23 protein-coding genes are annotated in these 25151 nt (G+C 68.6%); 9 read left to right on the forward strand and 14 right to left on the reverse strand.

All coding sequences use genetic code 11. The features are described 5' to 3' along the window. Positions 1-125: 125 nt before the first annotated feature. From paaA to paaE, 5 genes are read left to right on the forward strand one after another with little or no spacing between them, the layout of a single operon-like run. Positions 126-1064, forward strand: a complete 939-nt coding sequence (gene paaA / locus FCI23_RS29470; RefSeq protein ID WP_136726981.1) for a 1,2-phenylacetyl-CoA epoxidase subunit PaaA — start codon at positions 126-128, stop codon at positions 1062-1064. Then, positions 1061-1354 carry a 1,2-phenylacetyl-CoA epoxidase subunit PaaB gene (paaB, locus tag FCI23_RS29475; protein ID WP_136726982.1) on the forward strand — a complete coding sequence of 98 codons (294 nt, stop codon included), beginning with the start codon at positions 1061-1063 and terminating at the stop codon, positions 1352-1354. The genes paaA and paaB overlap by 4 nt, the downstream gene beginning before the upstream one ends. Before the next feature lie 9 nt (positions 1355-1363). Further along, positions 1364-2227: a 1,2-phenylacetyl-CoA epoxidase subunit PaaC gene (gene paaC, locus FCI23_RS29480; protein WP_136726983.1), complete on the forward strand. Its 864-nt coding sequence runs from the start codon at positions 1364-1366 to the stop codon at positions 2225-2227. Further along, positions 2221-2781: a 1,2-phenylacetyl-CoA epoxidase subunit PaaD gene (gene paaD / locus FCI23_RS29485; RefSeq protein WP_136726984.1), complete on the forward strand. Its 561-nt coding sequence runs from the start codon at positions 2221-2223 to the stop codon at positions 2779-2781. Before paaC ends, paaD begins: the two co-directional genes overlap by 7 nt. Beyond that, positions 2781-3863 carry a 1,2-phenylacetyl-CoA epoxidase subunit PaaE gene (paaE, locus tag FCI23_RS29490; RefSeq protein WP_136726985.1) on the forward strand — a complete coding sequence of 361 codons (1083 nt, stop codon included), beginning with the start codon at positions 2781-2783 and terminating at the stop codon, positions 3861-3863. The genes paaD and paaE overlap by 1 nt, the downstream gene beginning before the upstream one ends. A gap of 24 nt (positions 3864-3887) precedes the next feature. Here the strand turns inward: paaE and FCI23_RS29495 are convergent, their stop codons facing one another. The 6 genes from FCI23_RS29495 to FCI23_RS29520 form a co-directional block, all read right to left on the reverse strand. Further along, positions 3888-4919, reverse strand: a complete 1032-nt coding sequence (locus FCI23_RS29495; protein WP_136726986.1) for a carbohydrate kinase family protein — start codon at positions 4917-4919, stop codon at positions 3888-3890. Positions 4920-4964: 45 nt separating this feature from the next. Continuing rightward, positions 4965-5954 carry a zinc-dependent alcohol dehydrogenase family protein gene (locus FCI23_RS29500; RefSeq protein ID WP_136726987.1) on the reverse strand — a complete coding sequence of 330 codons (990 nt, stop codon included), beginning with the start codon at positions 5952-5954 and terminating at the stop codon, positions 4965-4967. Continuing rightward, on the reverse strand, positions 5951-6835 hold the full coding sequence (locus FCI23_RS29505) for a carbohydrate ABC transporter permease (RefSeq protein ID WP_136726988.1): 885 nt from the start codon (positions 6833-6835) through the stop codon (positions 5951-5953). The genes FCI23_RS29500 and FCI23_RS29505 overlap by 4 nt, the downstream gene beginning before the upstream one ends. Continuing rightward, positions 6835-7800 carry a carbohydrate ABC transporter permease gene (locus FCI23_RS29510; protein ID WP_136726989.1) on the reverse strand — a complete coding sequence of 322 codons (966 nt, stop codon included), beginning with the start codon at positions 7798-7800 and terminating at the stop codon, positions 6835-6837. The genes FCI23_RS29505 and FCI23_RS29510 overlap by 1 nt, the downstream gene beginning before the upstream one ends. 115 nt (positions 7801-7915) lie before the next feature. Then, the gene (locus FCI23_RS29515; RefSeq protein WP_246144142.1) at positions 7916-9256 is read right to left on the reverse strand and encodes an ABC transporter substrate-binding protein; all 1341 of its coding nucleotides are present in this window, start codon (positions 9254-9256) and stop codon (positions 7916-7918) included. Positions 9257-9396: 140 nt separating this feature from the next. Further along, entirely contained in the window at positions 9397-10158 is a 762-nt protein-coding gene (locus FCI23_RS29520) for a DeoR/GlpR family DNA-binding transcription regulator (RefSeq protein ID WP_136727023.1), read from the reverse strand. A gap of 385 nt (positions 10159-10543) precedes the next feature. Between FCI23_RS29520 and FCI23_RS29525 the strand changes: the two genes are divergently transcribed. Continuing rightward, entirely contained in the window at positions 10544-11374 is an 831-nt protein-coding gene (locus tag FCI23_RS29525; RefSeq protein WP_136726991.1) for a haloalkane dehalogenase, read from the forward strand. 258 nt (positions 11375-11632) lie between these two features. On the opposite strand, the gene FCI23_RS29530 is transcribed toward FCI23_RS29525, so the two are convergent. From FCI23_RS29530 to FCI23_RS29555, 6 genes are all read right to left on the reverse strand, one after another. Continuing rightward, a complete protein-coding gene (locus FCI23_RS29530; RefSeq protein ID WP_136726992.1) occupies positions 11633-11818 on the reverse strand; it encodes a hypothetical protein in 186 nt (61 codons plus the stop codon). A 35-nt stretch (positions 11819-11853) separates the two neighbouring features. Further along, entirely contained in the window at positions 11854-13188 is a 1335-nt protein-coding gene (locus FCI23_RS29535) for an amidohydrolase family protein (protein ID WP_136726993.1), read from the reverse strand. A 30-nt stretch (positions 13189-13218) separates the two neighbouring features. Next, positions 13219-14889 (reverse strand): amidohydrolase, encoded by a 1671-nt coding sequence (locus FCI23_RS29540; protein ID WP_136726994.1) that lies wholly within the window; start codon positions 14887-14889, stop codon positions 13219-13221. A 66-nt stretch (positions 14890-14955) separates the two neighbouring features. Then, entirely contained in the window at positions 14956-16431 is a 1476-nt protein-coding gene (locus FCI23_RS29545) for an NAD-dependent succinate-semialdehyde dehydrogenase (RefSeq protein ID WP_246144144.1), read from the reverse strand. Positions 16432-16479: 48 nt separating this feature from the next. Further along, a complete protein-coding gene (locus FCI23_RS29550; protein WP_246144145.1) occupies positions 16480-17748 on the reverse strand; it encodes a M24 family metallopeptidase in 1269 nt (422 codons plus the stop codon). Between the two features lie 48 nt (positions 17749-17796). Next, positions 17797-18744 carry an NAD(P)-dependent oxidoreductase gene (locus FCI23_RS29555; RefSeq protein WP_136726995.1) on the reverse strand — a complete coding sequence of 316 codons (948 nt, stop codon included), beginning with the start codon at positions 18742-18744 and terminating at the stop codon, positions 17797-17799. A gap of 420 nt (positions 18745-19164) precedes the next feature. Here FCI23_RS29555 and FCI23_RS29560 point away from each other — a divergent pair, with 420 nt between their 5' ends. Then, positions 19165-20214: a LacI family DNA-binding transcriptional regulator gene (locus FCI23_RS29560; protein ID WP_211265508.1), complete on the forward strand. Its 1050-nt coding sequence runs from the start codon at positions 19165-19167 to the stop codon at positions 20212-20214. A gap of 11 nt (positions 20215-20225) precedes the next feature. Here the strand turns inward: FCI23_RS29560 and FCI23_RS29565 are convergent, their stop codons facing one another. Both FCI23_RS29565 and FCI23_RS29570 read right to left on the reverse strand, forming a co-directional pair. Then, positions 20226-21509 carry a dihydrolipoamide acetyltransferase family protein gene (locus tag FCI23_RS29565; protein ID WP_136726996.1) on the reverse strand — a complete coding sequence of 428 codons (1284 nt, stop codon included), beginning with the start codon at positions 21507-21509 and terminating at the stop codon, positions 20226-20228. Positions 21510-21538: 29 nt separating this feature from the next. Next, a complete protein-coding gene (locus tag FCI23_RS29570; protein WP_136726997.1) occupies positions 21539-23719 on the reverse strand; it encodes an alpha-ketoacid dehydrogenase subunit alpha/beta in 2181 nt (726 codons plus the stop codon). A 139-nt stretch (positions 23720-23858) separates the two neighbouring features. Between FCI23_RS29570 and FCI23_RS29575 the strand changes: the two genes are divergently transcribed. After that, positions 23859-24371 (forward strand): VOC family protein, encoded by a 513-nt coding sequence (locus tag FCI23_RS29575; protein ID WP_136726998.1) that lies wholly within the window; start codon positions 23859-23861, stop codon positions 24369-24371. 5 nt (positions 24372-24376) lie between these two features. After that, entirely contained in the window at positions 24377-25069 is a 693-nt protein-coding gene (locus FCI23_RS29580; protein ID WP_136726999.1) for a GntR family transcriptional regulator, read from the forward strand. Positions 25070-25151: the final 82 nt, after the last annotated feature.

Below are 25151 nucleotides of genomic sequence, written 5' to 3' on the forward strand. Positions count from 1 at the left end.
CGTCGGCACGCCGGGGACGGAGAGCGGCGCACTTCCTACCGACCGAACATTCGGTTAGCATGGGAATGCGAGTCAGCACCCCCACAGGCAGACGCACGGGCTGCCAAGAGTCCCGGAGGCATGCGATGTCCCTTCAGGCACAGTTCGACGACACGATCCGGCGGGATCACCGGATCGAGCCGCGCGACTGGATGCCCGAGGGGTACCGCAAGACCCTGATCCGGCAGATCGCCCAGCACGCGCATTCCGAGATCATCGGGATGCAGCCCGAGGGCGAGTGGATCACCCGGGCGCCGTCGCTGCGCCGCAAGGCGATCCTGCTGGCCAAGGTGCAGGACGAGGCGGGCCACGGCCTGTATCTGTACTCCGCCGCCGAGACCCTGGGCGCGGACCGGGCGGATCTCACCGAGCGGCTCATCGGTGGACGGCAGAAGTACTCCTCGATCTTCAACTACCCCACGCCGAGCTTCGCCGATGTGGGCGTGATCGGCTGGTTCGTGGACGGCGCGGCGATCTGCAACCAGGTGCCGCTGTGCCGCAGCTCGTACGGGCCGTATGCGCGCGCCATGGTGCGGATCTGCAAGGAGGAGTCCTTCCACCAGCGGCAGGGGTACGAGCTGCTGCTGACGATGATGCGCGGCACCGAGGCGCAGCGGTCCATGGTGCAGGACGCCGTCGACCGGTGGTGGTGGCCGTCACTGATGATGTTCGGACCGCCGGACACGGACTCGCCCAACACGGCGCAGTCGATGGCCTGGCGGATCAAGCGGCATACCAATGACGAGCTGCGCCAGCGCTTCGTGGACATGACGGTGCCGCAGGCGGAGTTCCTGGGGGTCACCCTGCCCGATCCGGAGCTGCGCTGGAGCGCCGAGCGGGGCTGCCACGACTTCGGCACCCCGGACTGGGCGGAGCTGCGCCGGGTGATCGACGGCGACGGACCGTGCAACGCGGAGCGGATAGCCCGGCGGCGGGATGCGCACGAGGGCGGTGCCTGGGTACGGGAGGCGGCGAGCGCGCACGCGGCCAAGCGGGCGGCGCAGGCGGAGAGGAGCGCGGCATGAGCGGTATGAAGGGCGAATGGCCGCTGTACGAAGTGTTCGTGCGCGGCAAGCGCGGGCTGAATCATGTGCATGTGGGCTCGCTGCACGCCGCGGACGAGCGGATGGCGCTGACCAACGCGCGGGACGTCTACACCCGGCGAAATGAGGGCGTGTCCATCTGGGTGGTGCGCAGCGACGCCATCACCGCCTCCACGCCGGACGAGAAGGACCCCTTCTTCGCCCCCAGCGGAGACAAGGTCTACCGGCATCCGACCTTCTACGAGATCCCCGAAGACGTCCCCCATATATAGGAGCAGCGCATGAGCAACGACCATGTGTACCTGTCCCTGGCGGAGGCCTCCTCCGAGGGCGATGCGCACTGGGCGTTCGGGACCGGCTTCCAGGACCCGCTGCACGGCGTTGACACGGCGGTGCCGGCGGGGGTGGATCGCGCCGGTCTGGCCGCGTACTGCCTGGCGCTGGGTGATGACGCCCTGGTGCTGGCGCAGCGGCTCGCGCAGTGGTGCACCCACGCCCCGGAGCTGGAGGAGGAGGTGGCGCTGGCCAACATCGGCCTCGACCTGCTGGGACAGGCCCGGCTGCTGTACTCCCGGGCCGGGCAGGCCGACGGGTCCGGGCGTACGGAGGATGACTTCGCGTACTTCCGCGACGCGGGCGACTTCCGCAATGTGCGGCTGGCCGAGTTGCCGAACGGCGACTTCGCCTTCTCCACGGCCCGGCTGCTGGTGCTGTCCGCCTGGCGGCTGGCCCTCTTCCAGCGGCTGGCCGGCTCGGCGGACCCGGTCCTGGCGGCCGTGGCGGGCAAAGGCGTCAAGGAGCTGGCGTACCACCGGGAGTACGCGGCCCGCTGGACGGTGCGGCTCGGGGACGGCACGGAATATTCGCACGGGCGGATGCGGCGGGCGGTCGACGAGGTCTGGCCGTATGTGGAAGAGCTGTTCGCGCCGGACGAGGGGGGCTTCGGTGTGGACCCCGTGGATGTACGCGGCGCGGTCGAGGAGACGCTGGCCCAGGTGCTGACCGCGGCCACGCTCGCCACACCGGCGGCCTTGCCGCGCGGTGGGGCGGACGGTGGACGGCGCGGGGCGCACACCGAGCACCTGGGCCCATTGCTGGCCGAGCTGCAAAGCGTGGCACGTGCACACCCGGGGGCGGCATGGTGACCACAGAGCGTTCGCTGTCCGCGGCTGAAGTCCTGCCGCAGCCCTCGCCGGCCCGCGCGCGGCAGATCGCGGCAGCCGTCCCTGACCCGGAGCTGCCGATGCTGACCCTCGCCGATCTCGGTGTCCTTCGAGGGGTCGAGGTCGATGAGGACGGCGTGGTGACGGCCAGTCTCACTCCCACCTACTCCGGGTGCCCCGCGATGGCCGAGATGCGTGCGGAAGTCGCCGCCAGGCTGACCCGGGCGGGCTTCCGTGAGGTGCGGATCCGGACCGTGCTCGATCCGCCCTGGACCTCGGACTGGATCACCCCGCGAGGCCGCAGTGCGCTCGCCGAGCACGGGATCGCGCCGCCCGCGGCGGCTCCGGCGCAGGGGCCGGGCCCGTCGCCGGGGCCGGTGCCCGTGGAGCTGTTTCCGACGCGGCGTGCCGTGCGGTGTCCGCGATGCGGATCGGCGGACACCGAGGAGACCTCGAGGTTCGCCGCCACCGCGTGCAGGGCGCTGCACCGTTGCCGAAGCTGTCTGGAGCCGTTCGAGCTGTTCAAGGAGATCTGATGGCCGCCGCCCGCACCCGTCCCCGCCCGGTGTTCCACCCGCTGCGGGTGAGCGTGGTGGAGCCCTTGTGCGAGGATGCGGCGGCCGTCACTTTCGCGGTGCCCGCCGCGCTGGCCGGGGAGTTCGCGTTCCGGCCCGGCCAGTCACTCACCCTGCGCCGGGAGACCGACGGCCGGGACGAGCGCCGTTCGTACTCCATCTGCTCACCGGTCGGTGAGGGGCCCACGATCGGGGTGCGGGTGGTGCCCGGCGGCCTGTTCTCGTCGTGGCTGGTACACGAGGTGCGGCCGGGTGACACTGTGCAGGTGATGGCGCCGACCGGGTCCTTCACCCCGGATCTCGGCCGCCCCGGGCACCACATCCTGGTCGCGGCCGGTTCCGGGATCACCCCGATGCTGTCGATCGCGGCCTCGGTGCTGGCCGGCGGCCCGAGCTCCCGGGTCACCCTCTTCTACGGCAACCGCCGCACCGGCACGGTGATGTTCACCGATGAGCTCGCCGACCTGAAGGACCGCTACCCGGACCGTTTCCAGCTGGCGCACATCCTGTCCCGCGAGCCCCGCGAGGCGGAGCTGTTCTCCGGCCGGCTGGACGCCGGGCGGCTCGCCGCGCTGATCGGCGCCCTGGTCGACGTGGCGGACGCGGACCACTGGTGGCTGTGCGGGCCGTACGGCATGGTCCGCGACGCGCAGCAAGTGCTGGCCGGGCTCGGGGTGCCCGCCGGCCGGATCCACCAGGAGCTGTTCTACGCCGACGACATCCCGCCCGAGCCGATGCGGCACGAGGACGCGGCACCGGGCGGACCCGTCAGCCAGGTCACCGTAATCCTGGACGGCCGGGAGACGGAGGCGTCGCTTCCCCGGGACCGTTCGGTGCTGGAGGGTGCGCAGCGGGTGCGCCCGGACCTGCCGTTCGCCTGCAAGGGCGGGGTGTGCGGGACCTGCCGGGCGCTGGTGGTGGACGGCGAGGTGCGGATGCGGCGCAATTTCGCTCTGGAGCCGGGTGAGGTCGAGGCCGGTTATGTCCTTACCTGTCAGTCGCTCCCCGTATCGGACAAGGTCGTCATCGACTACGACAGCTGAAGCCGGGCCCTCCCCGGCCGCAGCTCAGCTCACCGGACCCTGGGCAATGTGATCGCCCCCCGCCCGCGCGGCCGCTGGATACCACCCCGATATCTCGGCGCGGGTCGGCGGGTCAGCGCCCTGGCGGGTGCAGGTGAAGGCGGCGGCCCGGCCGGCCAGATCCAGCGCCTGGACCAGTTCCTGGTGCGGCCGGGTGGCGGCCGTCGCGCTGAGCAGTCTTGTACGCGCGCGAGGTCCGTCCGGCTCCTCCTGGCCGCCGCCGAGCATCCCGGCCCGGAGCAGTCCGCTGATCAGTCCCGCCATGAAGGCGTCGCCTGCTCCCACCGTGTCGGTGACCTCGACGGGCGTCGCCGGCAGGTCGTGCCGGCCCTGCCTCCACCAGGCCTGCGCGCCGCCGGCGCCGAGGGTGAGGACCACCAGCGAGGGTCCGTTTCGCGCCCAGCGGAAGGCCACCTCGTGGATGTCCTGCCCGGGGTAGAGCCACTCAAGGTCCTCCTGGCTGGCTTTCACCACGTCGCTGAGGGAGACCAGCTGCTCGACCCGGGGACGCTCGTCCTCCGGTGGTCCGAGCAGCGCGGGCCTGAGGTTCGGGTCGTAGGAGATGGTGGCCCTGCCGCGCGCGGCCTCGATCGCCGCGAGCACCTGATCGGCGCCGGGGGCGAGCGCCGCCGCGATCGATCCGGTGTGGAGGTGGCCTGTGGCCCCGGTGCGGGCCGGCTCCAGGGCACCGGGCGGCAGGTCCCAGGAGATGTCGAATTCGTAGGTCGCCGCCCCGCGGCCATCCAGATGGGCGATGGCGGTGGAGGTGGGGGCGTCGGCCACGGACCCTTCTGTGAGCACCACTCCGCTGTCGCTCAGGTGGGTCCGGAGGGCTTCACCGAAGTGGTCGCGGCCCACCCGGGTCGCCAGCCGCACCGGATGGCCGAGCCGGGCCACACCGAGGGCCACGTTCGCCGGGCTCCCGCCCGGAAAGCTGCGCCGGGGTTCGCCGGGGCAGTCCAGGATGTCGGTGAGCGCCTCGCCGATGACGAGGGTCGGCGCTTCGGGTGTCGGCATGTGTGACTCCGTGAGGTCGCGGGCCGGCCAGGGCGGTGTGCCGGTTCAGGGGTTGACCTGGATCTTTCGGCCCTTGCCTTCTTGGAACTGCCGGAGCGCAGCGGCGTAGTCGCTCAGCGGCAGCCGGTCGCTGATGAAGACCTGCGGGTCGAGGACGCCCCCGGCGAAGAGCTGGGCCGCGCGTTCGTAGCTGTGCAGGACCGCCATCGAGCCGGTGATGGTGATCTCCTGGTTGTAGATCCGGTAGGGCTCGATCGTCGCGCGCGCCGCGTAGTCCGCCACACCGAACTGGAGGTACGTGCCACCTTTGCCGACCCGGCCGATGGCTTCCTGGATCGCCTTCTCGTTGCCGGTGGCGTCGATGACGACGTCCCAGCCACGGGGCTGCTCGATCTCGTCGGCGGAGGTGACGGCGTTCGTGCAGCCCAGCGACCGTGCTGTGACCAGCCGGTCGGGATTGATGTCGACGACGTCAACGGTGGCCGCCCCGGTGCGCTTGGCGAGCTCCATCATCATCAGGCCCATCGTGCCGGACCCGTAGATCAGGACGCTGGTGGCCAGCTGGCTGCGCAGGATGTCGTATCCGCGCACCGCGCAGGAGAGGGGTTCGATCAGGGCCGCGTCCTCGGTACGGATGTGGTCGGGCAGTTTGACGCAGTTGGCGACGGGGGCGACGGCGAATTCGGCCGCTCCTCCGGGGACCGTGACGCCGATCGCCGCCCACCGTTCGCAGAGGTTGTTGCGGCCGATGCGGCAGTAGTGGCATTCGTGGCAGTACAGCGAGGGGTCGACCGCGACCCGGTCGCCGAGGGACAGTTCGCGGACGCCGGTGCCGACGGCGACGACCTCACCGGCGAACTCATGGCCCGGGATGATCGGCAGGGTGGGCGCGAACTCCCCTTGGAGGATGTGCAGATCGGTGCCGCACAGACCGCAGGCGGAGACCCGGACCACCACGTCCCTGGGGCCGGGTGTCGGGTCGTCGACCGTCTCGATCCCCACGACGCCGGGAGCACTGATGAGGGCTGCTTTCACTTGACTGCTCCAAGAGAGAGGCCCTGGACGAGCTTGTCCTGGGCGGCGAACCCGGCAATGAGCACCGGCAGCGAGACACAGATGGCAGCGGCGCACACCTTGGCCAGGAACAGGCCCTGGCTGGTGACGAACCCGGTGAGGAAGACCGGCGCGGTGCCGGCCACGACACCGGTCAGCACCCGGGCGAACAGAAGTTCGTTCCAACTGAAGATGAAGGAGATCAGCGCGGTGGCCGCGATACCGGGGGCGGCCACCGGGGCCACGATCCGGGACAGGATGGTCAGCAGACCCGCTCCGTCGATGGAGGCTGCTTCCAGGATCTCGGTGGGGACCTCGGCGAGGAAGGAACGCATCATCCACACCGCGATCGGCAGGTTCATCGACGTGTAGAGGATGACCAGCAGCGAGATGTTGTCCAGCATGCCGGCGTTCTTGGCGATCAGGTAGACGGGCAGCAGCCCGGCCACGGCGGGCAGCATCTTGGTGGACAGGAAGAAGAACATCACATCGGTCCACTTGCGCACCGGCTTGATGGACAGCGCGTAGGCGGCGGGGATGGCCAGGAGCAGCACCAGCAGGGTGGAGACGAGGCTGGCCGTCAGCGAGTTGATCAGCGGCGGCCAGGGACTGACGCCGGTGCTCGCGCCGAAGAACTCCCGGTAGCCCTGGAGCGTCAGTCCGGCGCTGACGCTCGGCGGGTTGGTGGCGGCGTCCGACTCACTGTGCAGCGAGGTGAGCAGCATCCATGCGAATGGGAGGAAGAACACCAGGCCGCAGATCCAGGCGACCAGGCCCAGGATACTGCCGCTGCGGCGTTTCGCGCCCACGCGGCGGCCGCGCAGGGGCTTCGGCGGGGACAAGGCAGTGGTTGCCGCGCTCATCACAGCGTCTCCTCTCGGAACAGGGACGACACGGTTCGCAGCGCGAAGGTGGCGATGAGGATGGAACAGGCGACCACGATGACGCCCTCGGCGGAGGCCTGGCCGTAGTCGTGGGCCTGGTAGAAGGTCTCGTAGACGGTGTAGGGGAGGTTGGCGGTCCCCAGGCCGCCGGAGGTCAGGGTGAAGACCGCGTCGAAGTTCTGCACCACGTAGATGCTGCCGAGCAGGGCCGCGAGCTCCAGGTAGCGGCGCAGATGCGGGAAGGTGAGGTAGCGGAACACCTGCCAGGTGCCGGCACCGTCCATCCGTGCCGCTTCGACGATGTCCAGCGGCCGGCTCTGCAGCCCGGCGAGCAGGATCAGCATCATGAAGGGTGTCCACTGCCAGATCAGCGACGCCTCGACCGAGATCAGCGGGACCGTGGACAACCAGTCGGGCTGGGGGGCGTTCGAGCTGCCGAACAGGCTCCAGATCCAGGTCAGCGTGCCGTCGATGAGCCCGTAGGAGGCGTTGTAGAGGGCGTGCTTCCAGAGCAGGGCGGAAGCGACCGGCACGACCAGGAAGGGGGTGATCAGCATCGTGCGGACGATGCCACGGCCGCGGAACTGCCGGTCGAGCAGCAGGGACAGCCCCAGGCCCAGCAGCAGGCTCACCAGCACGACGGTGGCGGTCAGGACAACGGTGGTCACGATGGACGAGCGCAGGTCCGGATCGGTGATCGCGGCCTTGTAGTTGGCCAGGCCGCCGAAGCCCCGGTTACCCGGGTCTAGGGCGTTCCAGCGCATGAACGAGATGACCAGGGTGCCGACGAAGGGCAACTGGGTGACCACGATCAGGAAGACCAGAGCCGGGAGCAACGGGGCCCGGCGGGCCCATGCGCCGCGGGTTTTGCCGGCCGGCCGGGTTCCTCCCCGCAGTCTGTGTTGCTGGAGTGGTGGACGTCTTGCGGTCACGGGAACGGTCATGGTGTCTCTCCGCTTCGCGCGGGTGGCCTCCCGGGCCGGTGGGCGGGTCGGGAGTGGGTCAGCGGGTGGAGGAGAACAGGAGGAGAGGGGAAAGAGAGGGGGAAGACGTCACCGGTCACTTGGCCGCGTACTTGGCGGCGACGTTCGCGGCGAGGGCCTGACTGTTCTTGAGGGCCGTCGCGACGCTGGTCTGGCCGGCGATGGCGGAACTGATCTGTTGCGAGACCTTGGTGCCGAGGTCGGTGAACTCGGGGATGCCCACGAACTGGATCCCGGGGGCGGGCCTGGCCTGCACGCCGGGGTTGAGCGGGTCCGCGTTGGTCAGCGCCGTCTTGGTGGCCGAGGCGAAGGCCGATGCCGCGGCAAGGTACTTCGGGTTGGCGTAGGTCGAGGAACGCTTGCCGGCCGGGACCCTGGACCAGCCCAGCTTGCTGCCGACCAGGTTCTCGTAGCTCTTGCTGGACGCCCAGGAGATGAACTTCCAGGCGTCGCTCTGGTTTTTGCTGGCCTTCTGCAGGCCCCAGGCCCAGCTGAAGAGCCAGCCCGAGTTCTTGGTCTGGTCGACCGGGGCGGGAACGTAGCCGATCTTTCCGGCCACGGGCGATCCTGTGGCGTCCAGCGATCCGGCGGCGGAGGTGGCGTCATACCACATGGCGGTCTTGCTCTGCTCCATGTCGTTGAGGCACTCGGTGAAGCCGGCCTGCGGCGCTCCGGCCTCGCCGTGCGCGCGCACCAGGTTGACATAGAAGTTCGTCGCCTTGGTGAACGCCGGGCTGTTGACCTGGGCGGTCCAGTTCTTGTCGAACCAGGTACCGCCCATGGTGTTCACGACGGTGGTCAACGGGGCAATCAGCTCGCCCCAACCCGGTTGACCGCGCAGGCAGATGCCCTTCATGCCGGGCTTGGCCCCGTCGAGTTTGGCCGCCAGATCGGCGACCTGGGTCCAGGTCGGGTTGGCGGGCATGGTCAGGTGCTTGGCCGCGAAGACGTCCTTGCGGTACATCAGGAAGGACGACTCGCCGTAGAAGGGCTCGGCGTAGACCTTCCCGGAGTAGGTCAGCGACTGCTGGATGGGAGGCAGGATGTCGCTCTGCTGGAAGGCGGTGTCGGCCTTGGCGAGCGAGCTGAGCGATGTCAGCCAGCCGTTCTTGGCGTAGGTCGGTGTTTCGTAGTTGCTGATGGTGGCCACGTCGTACTGGCCGGCCTGGCTGGAGAAGTCCTGGCTGATCTTGTCCCGGACGTCGTTCTCGGGCAGAACCGTGAAATTGACCTTGATGCCCGTGGACTTGGTGAAGTTGGCCGCGGTCAGCTTCTGCAGGTCCACCATCTGCGGATTGTTGACCATCAGCACGTTGATCGAGTGAGCCGAGGAGCCACCGGTCCCGCCGGCGCCGGCGCACGCCGCGAGCAGCGCGCCGCAGAGGACCATGGCTCCCATCGGAACGGTGCGACGCATGATGCTCGACCTTGTCGTCATGTGGATCCCTTCGTGGTGATCCGGTCGGGTGGGGCCGGATGGTAATTGCCGCGCTCATGCCATAGTTGCCCGTGGCCAGGAGCCGGTGAGGAGTGTGACGATCTTGAGGTGTGACCGGGTCAGACCCGGATGACCTGGGGGCCCAGCAGGGTGTAGCGGTGCGCTTCCGCGCTGGAGATTCCGGTGTCGGTGATGATCGCCTCAAAGTCGGAGACCTCGGCGAAACGGCAGAAGCTGCTCGCTCCGAACTTGCTGTGATCCCCCAAGAAGATCCGTCTGCGTGATACCTCGAGTGCCTTGGCTTTGACATCGGCCACGACCGGATCGGGTGTGGTGAGGCCGAGTTCCCGGGAAATCCCGTTCGCTCCCAGGAACGCCAGGTCGATGACGAAGCCCGAGAGCATGGCACAGGCCCAGGAACCAACGGTTGCCAGCGTGCGTGCGCGGACCCGGCCCCCAAGGAGGAGGACAGTCATGTTGGCGGATTCGGCGACCGCCGCGGCTGTCGACAGCGACGCCGTCACGACCGTCAGCGGCCGATGGGTCGGCAGGAGTGCGGCGAGGATCTGCGGGGTGTAGCCCTCGTCCACGAAGACAGTCTCCGCCTCGCCGAGCAGCGTGACCGCCTCCGCGGCTATACGGCGTTTCTTCTCGACATGAAGTGTGACGCGCTGGGCCAGGTTCGTCTCGAAGCCCGCGCTCTCGACGGGATAGGCACCACCGTGGGTACGGCGCACCAGGCCCCGGCGCTCCAGTTCGCTCAGGTCCCGCCGGATTGTCTCCGCCGCGACACCGAAGTCGGCTGCCGCGACAGCGACCTCCACACGGCCCTCATGGCGCGCCAGGACAAGGATCCGGTGCTGCCGCTCTTCTGCTCGCATCGCCGCCTCGCCCTTCCGCGCCCGTTCGGGCATCTGGGGCCCGAATGTGCCCGCCAGAGATTTATACCTCTGTCCCGCGGTCCAGCCCAGCCCCGTTCCGGGGAATAAGTCGCCCGAAAATGCCCGGATCACAAACGAAAGAAGGCAGTGCCCAGGCACTCATCCGGTCAACCGGCCCAGGACCGGTGCCCATCGGCCACCGAAAGCACGCCCGGTTCCGGTGGGACCCGGATGCCCGCTCAGGCAAACAAACACATCCGGGCCCGCTGCAATCTCCGCTCGCGGCTCGATGTCGCGCCAAGTTTTCTCGGCGGGATGTCACAGCGGCCGGGGAGGTGGTGTCGAACCAAGTGGACACGGTTTCACGAGGAAGGACACAAGCATCATGGCGACGGTCGAGGTGCACGATTCGTTCATGGCCTATACGGAGGTCGGCAGAGGCACGGTGCCGGTGGTGTTCCTGCACGGGAACCCCACCTCGTCGTACCTGTGGCGCAAGGTGGTGCCGCATGTTGAGGGCCAAGCCCGCTGCCTGGCGCCCGATCTGATCGGCATGGGGGCGTCCGGGAAGCCCGACATCGGGTACCGCTTTGCCGATCACGTGTCCTATCTGGACGCCTGGTTCGACGCGCTCGGCCTGGCGGAGATCGTCATTGTCGGTCATGACTGGGGTGGCGCGCTGGGCCTGGACTGGGCGGCCCGGCATCCCGGGCGGGTACGAGGTGCGGCGCTGGTCGAGACGTTTCTGCGGCCGATGCGGTGGGCGGACTATCCGCCGCAGGGCGCGGAGCTGTTCCGGTCGTTCCGCTCCCCGAAGGGAGAGGAGATGATCCTTCAGAACAACATGTTCATCGAGTTCAACCTCCCCCGCGGGGTGACCGGCGGACTCGCGACCGACGATCACGACGTCTACCGCGCGCCCTACCCCGACCCGGCGTCGCGCAGGCCGCTCCTGGCATGGCCACGCGAGATCCCCATCGACGGCGAACCGGCCGACGTGCACGAGCGCGTGCTGGCCTACGGCCGCTGGATGGCGGACACCCCTCAAGTACCGAAGCTCGTGATGACCGTCGAACCCGGCGTGGGGATGGGCTCGCCGGAGACGGTCGCGTGGGCCAAGGAGACCTTCGCGAACGTCGAGGTCGAGTCGGTAGGCGCTGTCGGCGTGCCGATCGCCGCCCTCCCCGTGAGTAGCGACCTGCGTCGGCGATCGTGATCATGCGTGGTCACCCTGCTGTTCACGCCCGCCCGCGGTGGGGGCCGATACTCGTCAGGCACCCTGCTCGCGCAGCGCCTACCCATACGCCTGCCCATGCCGTTCGGGCATGTCCGCTCGTGCCGGCGCGCAGACGTTGCGCTCGGCAAGCGGGCCGAGCCGTTGAGCGGCCTGTCGACCAGTTCCAAGTCGGCCTTGGCGTGGGCGATGACCCCTTCGATGAGCAGGGTCGCCAGGGGGGGTCGCCCCCCGAGCTGATCACCGGGCGGGCGCTGGGCATGTGCTCGCCGCGAGCTGCTCCTGCGCCGCTCCGACCGTCGGTAACTGCGACAGCACCGCCTCCAGCAGACTGTGCACCCGGTCCCGGGTACCGCGCACCGAATTGTTCCGCAGGGTGCCGGCAGGGGCCGGGAGCTCGAGGTCCCGGCCCCTGCCGGAGTTCATGACCCGGGTGCGATCCGGGACTCGACCGGATCGGCTCACGCCGCCGATTCGACGGCGAACGGCGTACCCAGCAGGAGACGGTTCCTGGAAGATCGTGCCTGCTCCTGCAGCGCGTGCGTCTCGTGCCCGACCAGCTTGCCGGCGACCTTCACAGGCCGGCCGGCCACGAAGACGGTGTCGACGTTCTCGCTGTCGGCCAGGGTGACCGCGGCCGGCAGATTGTTGATCAGGAAGAGGTTCGGGAGATCGACCCGCAGCATGATGATGTCCGCCTGCTTGCCGGGGGTGAGCGAGCCGATCCGGTCGCCCATACCCAGGGTGCGGGCTCCCTCGATGGTGGCCATCCGCACTACGTCCGCGGTGTTCAGAGCCAGGTCCGCCGGCCACTCGCCACGGTCCAGCGACAGTTGGTTCTGCCTGCCGCGTTCTGCCTCCAGCGTGCCGCGCATCTCGGCGAACATGCTGCCGCCGACCGCGCTGACCACGTCGATGCTCAGGCTGGGCTGGATCCCCGCCGCGATCAGTCGGCCGGTAGCGGGGTAACCATGGCCCATCTGCATCTCCGACCGCGGGGAGATCGAGATCTTCCCGCCGGAGTCCGCTATGCGCTGCAGCTCCTCGTCGGTGCAGGTGTTGCAGTGCACGTAGATGATGTCGGGGCCGAGCAGCCGCGCCTCGTCCATCTTGGTTACGGCACGCGTACGGCCGAGCAGCCCGGCGCCGACGTGCAGTGAGGTGCGGATGCCCAGTTCACGCGCCAGCCGGATGTCGGTCACGGTCTCCTCCAACGAGGAGAACTCAGGCCCGAGGCTGGCCAGGGCCAAGCTGAGCCGCTGGTTGCCGTTCGAGAAGTATGTGCCGGCCACGCGGGCCAGATCCTTCTGGTACCAGTCGGCCGCCGGCGACCTCGGATTGCCGTATCCGAAGACCGCCCGCACGCCGGAGTCCGCCAGTCCCCGTACGGCCGCGTCCGCGTGGTCGGGGGTGTTCACGATGTGCGACCAGTCCATGACTGTCGTGACGCCGCCGTTGAGCGCCTCCAGCGCGCCCAGGAGGTCGGCGATGTAGACGTCCTCCGCACTGAAGCGCGGGCCTATGACGCCGAGCATCTGCTCGGCGTACTGACCCAACGTCCAGTCGGCGGCGATCTGGCGAATGGCCGACTGCCACAGGTGACGGTGAGTGTCGACCAGACCCGGCATCACGATCATGCCGGTGGCGTCGATGACCCGGGCACCCTCCGCCGGGAGGTCCTTGCCCACCGCCACGATCCGGTCGTCCTCGACGAGAACGTCACCTCGGGTGAGGTCCCCGATCTCCGGGTCGACGGTGAGGACCGTACCGCCGCGTATCAATGTCGTGCTGCTCATCTCATGACTCCGGCTTCTTTGCTGAAGAGGTCAGGCCCGAAACGGCCCGGATGCGTGGACGGTCCGGCCGCCGACGACGGTCAACTGTGCGGTGATGGACGGGATGAGATCAGCCGGCACGGTGAAGTAGTCGTCGCTGAGGACGGCCAGATCGGCCCGCGCCCCAGGCCGGAGGTGGCCCCGGTCGGACTCCTCGAAGGAGAACCACGCGCTGCCGCGGGTGTACAGGTCGAGGGACTGCTGACGGGACAGGTTGTGCCGAGGCGCCCGCTGGACCCTGCCGTCGAGGGAACGGCCCTCGTGCAGCCACCACAACGACAACCAGGGACTGTACGACGAGGCACGGGTCGCGTCGGTTCCCGCGCCGACCTGCACCCCGGCCTCCAGCAGGTCACCCAGCGGAGGCACCGACGCCATCTGTTCGGCTCCCCAACAGGCCGCCGACGCACCGGCCTTGAACACCTGGTGGTCGTCAGTGACGACACCGGCGCCCAGCGCGGCCAGCCGCCGGATGTTGCGGGGGCTGATCGTGTCGGCGTGAGCGAGGGAGAAACGCAGCCGGTCCAGCGGAATCTGCCGGTGGACGGTCTCCCAGGCGTCCAGGATCCGGTCGATGCTCGAATCAAGGACGGCGTGGATGTGCATCGGCCAGCCGCGTTCGGCGACCCGCCGGCTGATCGTGAGCAGGTCCTCGTAGGCCTCATCCATCAGGCTGAACGGTTCGAGTCCCTCGAAGTCGTGGCACCCAAAGTGCACTACCTCCCCCGCACCGACCATCCGCAGCATGTCGTCGCCGAAGCTGGTCTGTGCGTGGCGCAGCCATCCCTCCAGCTGGCTCACCTCATGCCCGGCATCCACGGCGGAGACGTACAGACGCATCCGGACTGTCAGTTCTCCCGCTCGCCACAGGTCGAAGAGCGGGTCGTAGCGCTCAGGCGCCATTCCGAAGCCGCCGGGGTCGACCACACCGGTCAGCCCGACCGCGTTGAGGTCCGCGAACATGGCGCGGGTGGACGCTCGCTCCGCGGCGGCGTCCGGCCCGGGGATCGCGGCAAGACACCGGTTGAACGCTCCGAGCCCCCGCACCACGCCGGTGCAGCGGCCGGTGAGCGGGTCACGTTCGACGGTGCCGCTTGGAAGGCCGGTCCAGGAGTCGAGGCCGAGCACCCGCATCGCCTCGCTGTTGAGCACGGCGAGGTCGTAGAGCGCCTGCACGTAGACCGGGTGATCCGGCGCGACCGCGTCGAGCTCGGCAGTGCTGGGCGGCCGGTTCTCCTTGAACTGGGTGTGATGCCAGCCGCCGACGGCGCGGATCCACCGGCCGGGCGGCGCACTGCGTACCGCTTCGCCGACACTGGTGAGGGCGTCCGTGAGCGCTGACATTCCGGTCCAGTGCAACTCGCTCGACCAGGTTGAGCCGGCGCGGGTCGCGTGCATGTGGCCGTCGATCAGACCTGGGATGACCCGGTGTCCGCGCAGGTCGACGACCTCGCTCCGCGGTCCCGCGAGATCCCTGATCTCGCGATCCGTGCCGAGAGCCGTGACCCGCCCGCGGCTCACGGCGAGAGCTTCGTACGCCTCGTCCTCTTCGTCTCGCCTCTCACCGCGGGCAGCGAGGCCCGGTGCCCGCGACCCGGGCCGGATGCGCCCGTTGACGTAGATCGTGTCAGGGACGCCGGTGGCAGGGTGGCTGTGCTCCATTCCGGAGCTCCTTTCCGTCAGGACGTCGGTGTCCGGCGGGGTGGGGATGTGGCAGGTGCGGAGGATTCACCACGAAAGGGCGATGTACTTGGACTCGGTGTAGTCCAACAGGCCCTCGTGGCCGCCCTCCCGGCCGATGCCGCTCTGCTTCGTACCGCCGAACGGGGCGGCCGGGTCAGAGACGACACCGCGGTTGAGGCCCACCATTCCGGAGTCCAGCCGCTCGCTCACCCGCAGGCCACGGGCCAGGTCGGAGGTGTAGACGTAGGAGACCAGACCGTACTCGGTGTCGTTGGCGAACTGGATCGCCTCATCCTCGGTGCTGAAGGCGACCACCGGAGCGACCGGGCCGAAGATCTCCTCGCGAAGCACCGGCGCGTTCGGCGGCACATCCGCGAGGACGGTCGGCGGGTAGTAGAAGCCCGGACCTTCGGGAGTCTCGCCGCCCGCCACCACGGAGGCACCCGCCTGTACGGTGTCCGCGACCAGCTGGGCGACCTTGTCGCGGCTCTCCGCGTTGACGAGCGGTCCGAGTTGCACACCAGGGTCCAGGCCGGGGCCGGTACGCAGGGAGTTCATGGCATCCGCGAGCCGCCGGGTGAAGTCGGCGGCCACCGGTTCTTCCACGTAGAAGCGGTTGGCGGCGGTGCACGCCTCGCCGCCGTTGCGCATCTTGGCCACCATGGCGCCGGCAACGGCCTCGTCCAGGTCCGCGTCGGCGAAGACCAGGAACGGAGCGTTGCCGCCCAGCTCCATGGAGCAGTTGACCACCGTCTGGGACGCGGCCGCCAGCAGGGTCCGGCCCACCTCGGTGGAACCGGTGAAGGACAGCTTGCGGACCCGCGGATCGTCCAGCATCGCGGAGACCACCGCGCCGGAACGGCGGGAGGGCAGCACATTCAGCACGCCCGCCGGCAGGCCCACCTCCTCGAAGAGGGCTGCCATGGCCAGCGCGGTGAGGGGGGTGTCACTGGCAGGCTTGAGGACCACCGTGCAGCCGGCGGCCAGCGCGGGGCCGATCTTGCGCGTGGCCATGGCGGCGGGGAAGTTCCACGGGGTGACCAGGACGCAGACACCGACCGGCTGACGCAGTACGAGAATCTTGTTGCCGCCTGAGGGGGCGGTCTGCACGCTGCCCAGGGTCCGCACCGCCTCCTCCGCGTACCACCGGAAGAACTCAGCGGCGTAAGCGACTTCGCCGCGGGCGTCGGCGAGTGCCTTGCCGTTCTCCAGCACGATCAGCTCGGCGAATTCCTCCGCCCTCTGCTTCATCTTGTCGAACGCCGAGCGCAGCAGTTCGGCCCGCTCGCGCGGTGGCGTGGCCGCCCAGCCGGCCAGCGCCGCCTCCGCGGCGTCGACGGCGGCGAGGCCGTCCTCCGGGCTCGCGCTGGCGACGTCGGTGAGCTTCTCACCGCTCGACGGATCCAGTACGTCGATGCGCGCTCCATCGCTCGCGGGCCTCCAACGTCCGCCGATGAACAGATCGGTGGGAACCTTCTCGGCCCGCAGCCTGGCGGGGGATCCCTGGTTGTGCGCGGTCACTTGCTCTTCGCCTCCTGCTTCGGGTTTTGGCGGTTGTCGCGGGGTTCCTCAGTAGCGATTGGCCACGAACAGTTCCTGGGCGGGGAATCTGGTCAGCACCTGGGCTCCGTCGGCGGTGACGACGACTTCCTCCTCGATGCGCGCCGCGGAGAACCCGTCGGAGGCCGGGCAGTAGGTCTCCAGCGCGAAGACCATGCCCTCCTGGATCTCCACGGGGCTGTCCAGGCTGTTCAGCCGGCTGATGATAGGCCGTTCGTGCAGGCCGAGGCCCAGACCGTGGCCGAACTGGAGGCCGAAGGCGGCCATTTCACTGGCGAAGCCGAACTCGTTCGCGGCCGGCCACACCCGCGCGACCTGGTCGGTACCGATCCCCGGCTTGACGATGGCGATGGCGGCGTCCATCCATTCGCGGGCCTTGGTGTACGCGTCACGCTGCGAACTCGTTGAGCTGCCCACCGCGAAGGTGCGGTAGTAGCAGGTGCGATAGCCGTTGTAGGACTGGATGATGTCGAAGAACGCCTGATCGCCCGGGCGGATGATCCGGTCGGAGAAGTTGTGCGGGTGCGGGTTGCACCGCTCGCCGGACACCGCGTTGATGGCCTCTACCTGGTCCGAACCCATCTCGTACAGGCGCTTGTTGGCCAAAGCGACGATCTCGTTCTCGCGCACGCCGGGCTTGAGCGCCTCGACGATGTCCTGGTAGACGCCGTCGACCATGGCGGCCGCCATGGACAACAGGGCGATCTCGTCGGACGACTTGATCTGGCGGGCGTCGAGCATCAACTGCTGGGCGTCGACGACCTTCAGGCCCTGCCGCTGCATCTCGAACAGGAAGGGCGGCTCTACGATGTCCACGCCGACGGGCAGATCAGCGATGCCCGCGTCCTCGAGCATGCCCTTGATCTCGGTGACCGCCGATCGCATCAGACCGACCTCCGGCGAGATGGCGCCACGCATACCGAGCATGCCCGCTCGGGAGTTCTCCGGCCGCAGCCAGGGGGCGTAGAGCTGGTGGTGTCGCGCCGCGGAGCCGAAGTCCCACAGCACCGGCTCTCCGCCACGGGTCAGGAGAGCGTATCGGGTCATCTTGTCCCCGAGAGCCCCGCCGATCCAGGTCTGCGTGGTGTAACGGATGTTGTAGAAGTCGAACAGCAGGAAGGCCCCGCACTCGCTGGACGCCAGCGCCGCCCGGGCGCGCTCCAGCCGGTACGCCCGGAGCCGTTCGTAGTCCACGCGCTGCTCGTAGTCCACCGCACTGTGTCCATAGGCGGGGATCGGCCGTGTCGTCTGCGGATTCATGGCATTCATGGCATTCATGCGGAAACACCCTTAATCGCTGCGAGGCTGCGGGAGGAGGGGCACAGGTCAGGCCTGCGGGGACAGACCGTCATCGACGGGCACGTTCTCGGCTTCCAGCGTGAGGCCGGAGTTCCTGGCCTGCTCGAGGATCAAGGTGGCGAAGTCCTCCTCGACGTGCCCCGCACCGATGGCACCCGCGATGAGCTGAGCGGTGGCGGCGGCGAGCGGCATCGGGACCTCCAGCTCGCGGGCCGCGGACAGCCCCAGGTCGAAGTCCTTGCGCAGCAGCGGCATGGTGAACGTCGGCTTGAAGTCCAGGTTGACCAGCGCGGGCGACTTGTAACGGGTGAAGACCGAGCCCAACACGGAGTCATTGAGGAACTCCAGGAAGGCGGCACGGCTGACACCGCCCTTCTCCGCGAGGATGGTGATCTCGGCGAGCGACTGGGTGACCACGCCGAGGAAGACGTTGTGCGCGATCTTGACGAGACGGGCGACCTCGTCCTCGCCGACGTAGGTCACCCCGCGCCCCAGCAGCGCCAGCAACGGCTCAACCTGGTCGAACACCTCGCGTGAGCCGGAAACCGCGACCGTCAGCTTGCCCGCGGCGATCACCTTCGGGTTCCCGCTCACCGGGGCGGCCAGGAAGTCGGTCCCACGCTTCGCGGCTTCGTTCCGGATCAGCGCGGACACCTGGGTGGAGACCGTGGAGCTGTCGATCAGCGCCCCCGGCGCGGCATCCGGCGAGGTCAGCACGCCGCCGGGGCCCGTGGTGACCGCCTCCAGGTCGGCCGAGGCGGAGACCATGATGAAGACGACGTCCCGGTCGGCCAGATCAACCGGCCGTTCGACGATCGTCGCTCCCCGTTCGGCCAGCGGTTCGGCCTTGGCGCGGGTCCTGTTGTAGACGGCGACGTCGTGCCCCGCGTCCAGCAGCTGGGCGGCCAGTTGGAAGCCCATGCGGCCGGCACCGATCCAGCCGATACGCGGGCGGTCCTGGGCGACATACGTCATTTCTCTACCTCAATCCTGGGAGACGGCTCGACTGATACGGCCCCGCGGCGACCGGACCGCGGTGTGCGACCGACAAGGAGCCGCCGACAAGCGACAGCTTCTGGAATCGATTGCATAGGGGCATCCCCCTGTCGGGTGCGGTGAATAACGAGATCAGCGGTCCTGAACTGGTGAAACGGAAGCCCCGGGCGCGACTGAAGCGATCATTCGTCCGCAACCTTTGACGGTCACTGCAACCGATCGCATTCATGCTTGCTTCCTACTTGCGAAGCTGTCAAGCCTTCGGGCGCTCACCCTTGCACTTCGCCGCACAGTTTTGATTTTTTACGGAAAAAATCACCTATGTCCCGAAGCTACCTCGGTCGCCGGGACTCTGCAATCGGTTGTTGCCGGGTGGAGCGTTTCACCTAGACTGCCCAGGTGAGCAAACGCCCGACCATGTCCGATGTGGCAGCACTCGCCGGAGTGCACAAGGCCACGGCCTCCCGCGCCCTCAACCCCAGCACCAGCGGTCTGGTGAACACGGCGACGGCCCGTCGGGTGAAGATGGCCGCCGAGCAACTGGGGTTCACCCCCAACTCAGCGGCCCGCAGTCTGCGCACCAACCGTTCCTTCACGGTCGGCGTCCTGCTGCCCGACCTCACGAACCCGCTTTTCCCCCCGGTTGCGCGCGGCATCGAGGAGGTCCTGAACGCCGGTGGCTACACCGCGCTGCTGGCGAACACCGACAACGACGAAGCCAAGGAACGCACCCAGTTCAACGCCCTGCTGGGACGGCAGGTGGACGGATTCATCGTCGCCACCGCGCAGCGCGAGCATCCCCTGTTGGATGAGGCATATGAATCGGGCGTCCCGATCGTGCTCGTCAACCGCTGTACCGACCGCAGGCTGTTCCCCTGGGTCTCCGGCGACGACGCCACCGGGATGACGCTTGCCGTGGAGCACCTGCTCGGTCTCGGACACCGCGCGATCGCCCACCTGGCGGGCCCTCAGACCATGTCCACCGGTGTCACCCGCGCGCGAGCCTTCCGCCACGCGGTCGAAACCGCCGGGATCGGTCCTCAGTCGGCACCGGTCGCCGTCAGCAGGGCCTACACCACGCAGGCGGGCGAGTACGCCACCCATGAACTGCTCGAAAGACACCCGGACACGACGGCCATCTGCGCCGGCAACGACCTGATCGCCCTCGGAGCACTGCACGCTTTGAAGGCCAGGGGCCTGCGGTGCCCGCAGGACCTCTCCCTCGTCGGCTTCAACGATATGCAGTTCGCCGACGAATTCCAGCCGCCGCTGACCACCGTGCACGTGCCGCACTTCGGCCTGGGGGCGGAGGCGGCCCGCCTCCTGCTTGAGCGTTTGGACCGCTACGAGGAGAAGGGCCACCCCGCTCCGATGGCGAAGACCGTCCTGCTACCGGTGCGTCTGGTCGTCCGCGCCTCGACCGCCGCCCCGCCGCCTCGTGGTGCGTAGCGCCTCCACCCTCACGCGACCAGCCGGAGCGGCTGCTCCAGTGCGCCTACCAGGGCCTCCATCCACTGTGCGGCCAGAGCACCGTCGATGGCACGGTGGTCGACCGAGAGCACAAGCGTCATCTGCGTCGCGACCTCAACGGTGCCGTCGACCACGACCGGTGCCGGCCGTCCGGCGCCTACAGCGAGGATGGCGGAATGCGGCGGGTTGATGATCGCCGAAAATTCATCGACCCCGTACATTCCCAGGTTGGTGACCGTGAGGGAACCGCCCTCCAGATCCCCCTGCTGCAATGTGCCTTCGTTGGCCTTCCGCACGTACGTCTTGACCTCACGCGCGATCGCGCTGGGAGACATCCGCTCGACTGCGCACAGGACCGGCGTGACCAGTCCGCGCTCCGAGGCGATGGCCACCGCGACGTCCGCCGACTCGAACTGCCGCATGCCCTCGTCGGTCCAGATCACGTTGGCGTCGGGGACCGCCTGGTGGGCGACCGCGACCGCTGCGATCACCAGGTCGTTGACCGAGATCTTCTGTGGCGACACCTCGTTGAGCTGCTTGCGCAGGGCGAGCAGATCATCGATACGGGCTGTCCGCTTGACGTAGAAATGCGGGACAGTCTGCTTGCTGGCGGTCAGCCGGCTCGCCACGGCGCGCCGCATCCGTGTGTGGGGAATGTCACGGAAACCGACGATCTGCGGCCGCGGGCTTGCCGGCCGCACGGGCTCGGCGGGCACCGGCCCGGCCGGCACCGGCCCGGCCGGCACCGCCACCGCACGGGATTCCTCGACCGCCCGTTCCACGTCCCGGCGCACGATACGGCCGTGCGGACCGGTACCGCGGACCTGGTCCGTCGTCAGGCCCGCCTCCTTCAGAATCCTGCGCGCCAGCGGGCTGATGAACACCCGGGCGCTCTCCGACTCCGTGGTGACCGGCGGAGCCACCTGGGCGTTTGGCGATGCCTCGGACGGCGTCGCCGACTTCTGCTCCCGGTCAGCCGGGCGGGCGGAGACGCCGAGTTCCGCCAGGAGCTGTTCGACATCGGCCCCGGTCTCCGACTCATCGCCCAGGAGCGCGATCGGCGCACCGACCTCGACCGTGGAACCATTGGGGACAAGCGCGCGGAGGATCACCGCGTCCGACTCGGCCGCCACCTCGACCAGGGCCTTGTCGGTCTCCAGGACCACGATCGGGTCCCCGGTCTTGTACGGGGTGTTCTCCTTCACCAACCACTCGGACAGGACGGCCTGCGTCGCTCCGGCGGCGACTTCGGGCACGCGAAGCAGCGTTGTCATGTTCTACTCCTAGCTCTCGGGCCGTGAGGTCACTTCGAGGCGATGTCGCGCAGGGCGCTGACGACTTCTTCGGTACGGGCGATCGCCGCCCGCTCCAGGACCTTGCTGATGCTGGGCGACGCCTCACCACCGGTGACGCGCTCGATCGGGGCGTCGAGCCAGTCGAAGAAGCGACGCTGGATCTCATCCGCGAGCCACCCGCCGTAGGACGTGCCCCTCGCCCCCTGTTCGACGATCAGCGCCCGGTTGGTCTTCTTGATGCTCTCCTCGATGGTGCCCCAGTCGAGGCTGGCCCGGTCGAGCCACCGCAGATCGATGAGGTCGGCCTGGATCTGCGGCACCTGGTCGAGCGCTTCGATGCAGTGGTTGACCATCGACAGGTAGGAGATCACCGTGAGATCCCCTCCCCTCCGGCGCAGCGCCGCCTTGCCCACCGGAATGCGGTAGTCGAGATCGTCGGCCGGCCCCGTGCCTGTCGTCTGGTAGAGATCGACGTGCTCCAGGACGACCACCGGGTCGTCGCAGGCGAGCGCGGTGTTCATGAGACCCACGTAGTCGAAGGGGTTCGACGGGGCGATCACCCGCAGCCCCGGCGCCGTGGTCAGGATGCCGGCCGGATCCATCGAGTGCTGCGACCCGTACCCGGTTCCGGCCGCGAGCTTGGAGCGCAACACGAACGGCACGGCGCTGTCGCCGCCGAACATGTGCCGGGCCTTGGCGACCTGGTTGAACAGCTGGTCGGCCGCCACCCACATGAAATCGGCGTACATGAACTCGACCACCGGGCGGAACCGGCCGTCGATAGCCATGCCACCGCCCAGGCCGGCAAACGCGTTCTCGCTGATGGGCGTGCCCAGCACCCGGTCGGGGAACAGCTCCAGCGCCCGCTTTGTCGCGCCGTTGGTTCCGCCTTTGAGCCGGTTGACGTCCTCGCCGAGCACGATGATTCGCTCGTCGGTCTCCATCCGGCGTCCTATCACGTCGCTCACGACGTCGATGAACCGTCGGTCCTCCAGCTTTCCGGAGAAAGTGGCGGCCTCTTCGTATCGGCTGCCGTCAAGTTCGCTCAGGTCTCCGCGGACCCCCACGTCCACGAACGTGGTGTCCGGCCAGGCCGCGGGCTTGATGCGGCGCTGGCCGGGCTTGCCGCCCGGCGCGGGTTCCAGGAGTGAGTCGCCGATCTCTTGCAACACGGCCGCCACCTGCTTCTGCGCGGCCGTCACTTCCCTCGCCGTCGCGAGCTTGCGCCGGATGATGTTGGCCCGCAGCATCTCCAAGGCGTCGCGGTCACGCCAGGCCTTCTCCTCGGCCTTGTCCCGGTAACCGAAGGCGCTGCCCGGGTAGGCCCCGTTCTGATGGAAGTACCGGTACAGATCGGCCTCGATGATGGTCGGGCCGCGTCCGGCGCGCATATGCTCGAGGGCTTCGTTCATGGCCAGGTTGACGGCGAGGGCGTTCATGCCGTCCACGCGCCAGCTGGGTATGTTGAACCCCGTCCCCCTGGCCGACAGCCTGGGCTCCGCGGTTGCCTCGCTGACCGGGGTCGACACGGCGTATTGGTTGTTCTCGATGAAGAAACAGATGGGCAACCGCCAGGCCGCCGCGAGGTTGAAGGTCTCCAGGACCGAGCCGATGTTCACGGCCCCGTCACCGAAGTAGGTCACGGTGACGGCGTCCGTCCCCGCGTGAAGCTGGTTCCAGGCGAAGCCGGCGGCTTGCGGGACGCCGCCGCCGACGATGGCGTTGGTACCCATCGCCCCGGCCTCCCGCCACTGCAGGTGCATCGAACCGCCCCGGCCGCGGCAGAAGCCGTCGGCCAGACCGCAGATCTCGGCGAGGGTGCGTCGAAGTACCGTGCGCACGTTTTCGTCCAGCTCGGGCAGCCCCTCGGACTTGCCGGGCAGGACGTGCCCGAACGCCTTGGCGAGGAACTGGTGATGTCCGCGGTGCGAGCCGTTGACGAAGTCGTCGCTGCGCAGGGGCAGCACCGATCCGACCGCGCCGCCCTCCTGCCCGACGCTCGAGTGCGCGGGACCGTGGATGAGACCTTGACCGGCGAGTTCGAGCACGTACTCCTCGAATGCCCGGATCCACAGGCCCTGGCCCAGCATCCCCAGCAGCAGGGCGGGGTCCGCGGCGTTCCAGTCATCGGCTGAGGCGCTCAGCTCGATCCATGGCGAGCTGGGGGTCAGAGTGTCACGGCTGGGCATGGGCGCTCCCTGAAGAGTAACTCAACACCTTGAATGGATCCATTTTAGTAGAGCAGCTCGTCCGATCCGGGCTGTTTCCCATAGACTATGCGCTGAGCCCATACCCGAAGGCAAGGCAAATGGATCCATTTGGAGAATCATGCCAATCCCAGGACTGACCGGCCTCGACCACATCGGCCTCACCGTGCCGGACCTCGCTCAGGCACGCGAGTTCTTCGTGGACGTGCTCGGGTGCGAGTACATGTACACGCTGGGCCCCTACCAGGACGACGGTCACTGGATGAGCGAGCACCTGGGCGTCGAGGACCGAGCCGTGATGCGCCGGCTGCACTTCTTCCGGTTCGGCGGTCAAGCGCTGTTCGAGGTCTTTGAATACGAGGCGCCCGACCAGCGCACGCAGACGCCCCGTAACAGCGATGTGGGCGGCCACCACGTGGCACTGTACGTCGAGGACCTCGACGCCGCGGTCGAGGACCTGCACCGGCGCGGCCTGCGGGTACTGGGCGAGCCGACGACGAGCAAGGGCGCCAGCGAAGGCCAGCGCTGGGTCTACTTCCTGTCACCATGGGGGATGCAGTTCGAGCTGGTGTCCTACCCCAACGGCAAGGCCTTCGACCATAATCCGCAGGCCTTCTCTGAGCAGAAGGATTGACAGAAGTGAGAGAAGTGTCCGATGGGAACGGCACCCTGCGGGCCGCTGTCGCCAGCCAGCGGATCGCCGACCACCTGCGTGAGCGCATCCTGTCGGGCCATCTGGCCCCGGGCACGCGGATCATCCAGGACGAACTCGCGGAGGAACTGCGGACCAGCAGGCTGCCGGTCCGTGAAGCCCTGCGCATTCTGCAGTCGCGCGGTCTGGTCACTTTGCGCGCCAACCAGGGCGCCTGGGTCACCCAGATGGACATGCGGGAGTGCGAGCTGAGCTACAAGATGCGTGAGCGGCTGGAACCACTGCTACTCGCCGAATCCTCGCCACACCTGACGGACGCGGACATCGCGGAGCTGACCGAACTCCAGGAGCACATCGAGCAGACGCACGACGTCGAACAGTTCCTGGTGCTCGACCGGCAGTTGCACTGGGCGACCTACCGGCACCACCGGGCGGACGAACTCGCGAACATCGTCGCGCGACTGTGGGACACCACGCAGCACTACCGCCGGGCCTTCACCCGGCTGACCGCCGACCAGCGCAGGTGGATCATCAGCTCCGAGCACCGCCTGCTGATCGAGGCGCTGCGTGACCGCGACCAGCAGTCCGCCGAGCGGATCCTCGAACTGCACATCCGCCGCACACGGGTCGAACTCTCCCGTCACCCGGAAGTGTTCCGCACGGGGCCCGCGAGCGAGTGAGCCGCTACATTCCCGAAGCCGAACCACAACGCCCGTTGCCCCGTTGGGGCCGCCACGCCCGCCGCCTCCGCCCCGGCGGCCC

It is taken from the genome of Actinacidiphila oryziradicis, assembly GCF_005047355.1.
Taxonomy (GTDB): Bacteria; Actinomycetota; Actinomycetes; order Streptomycetales; family Streptomycetaceae; genus Actinacidiphila; species Actinacidiphila oryziradicis.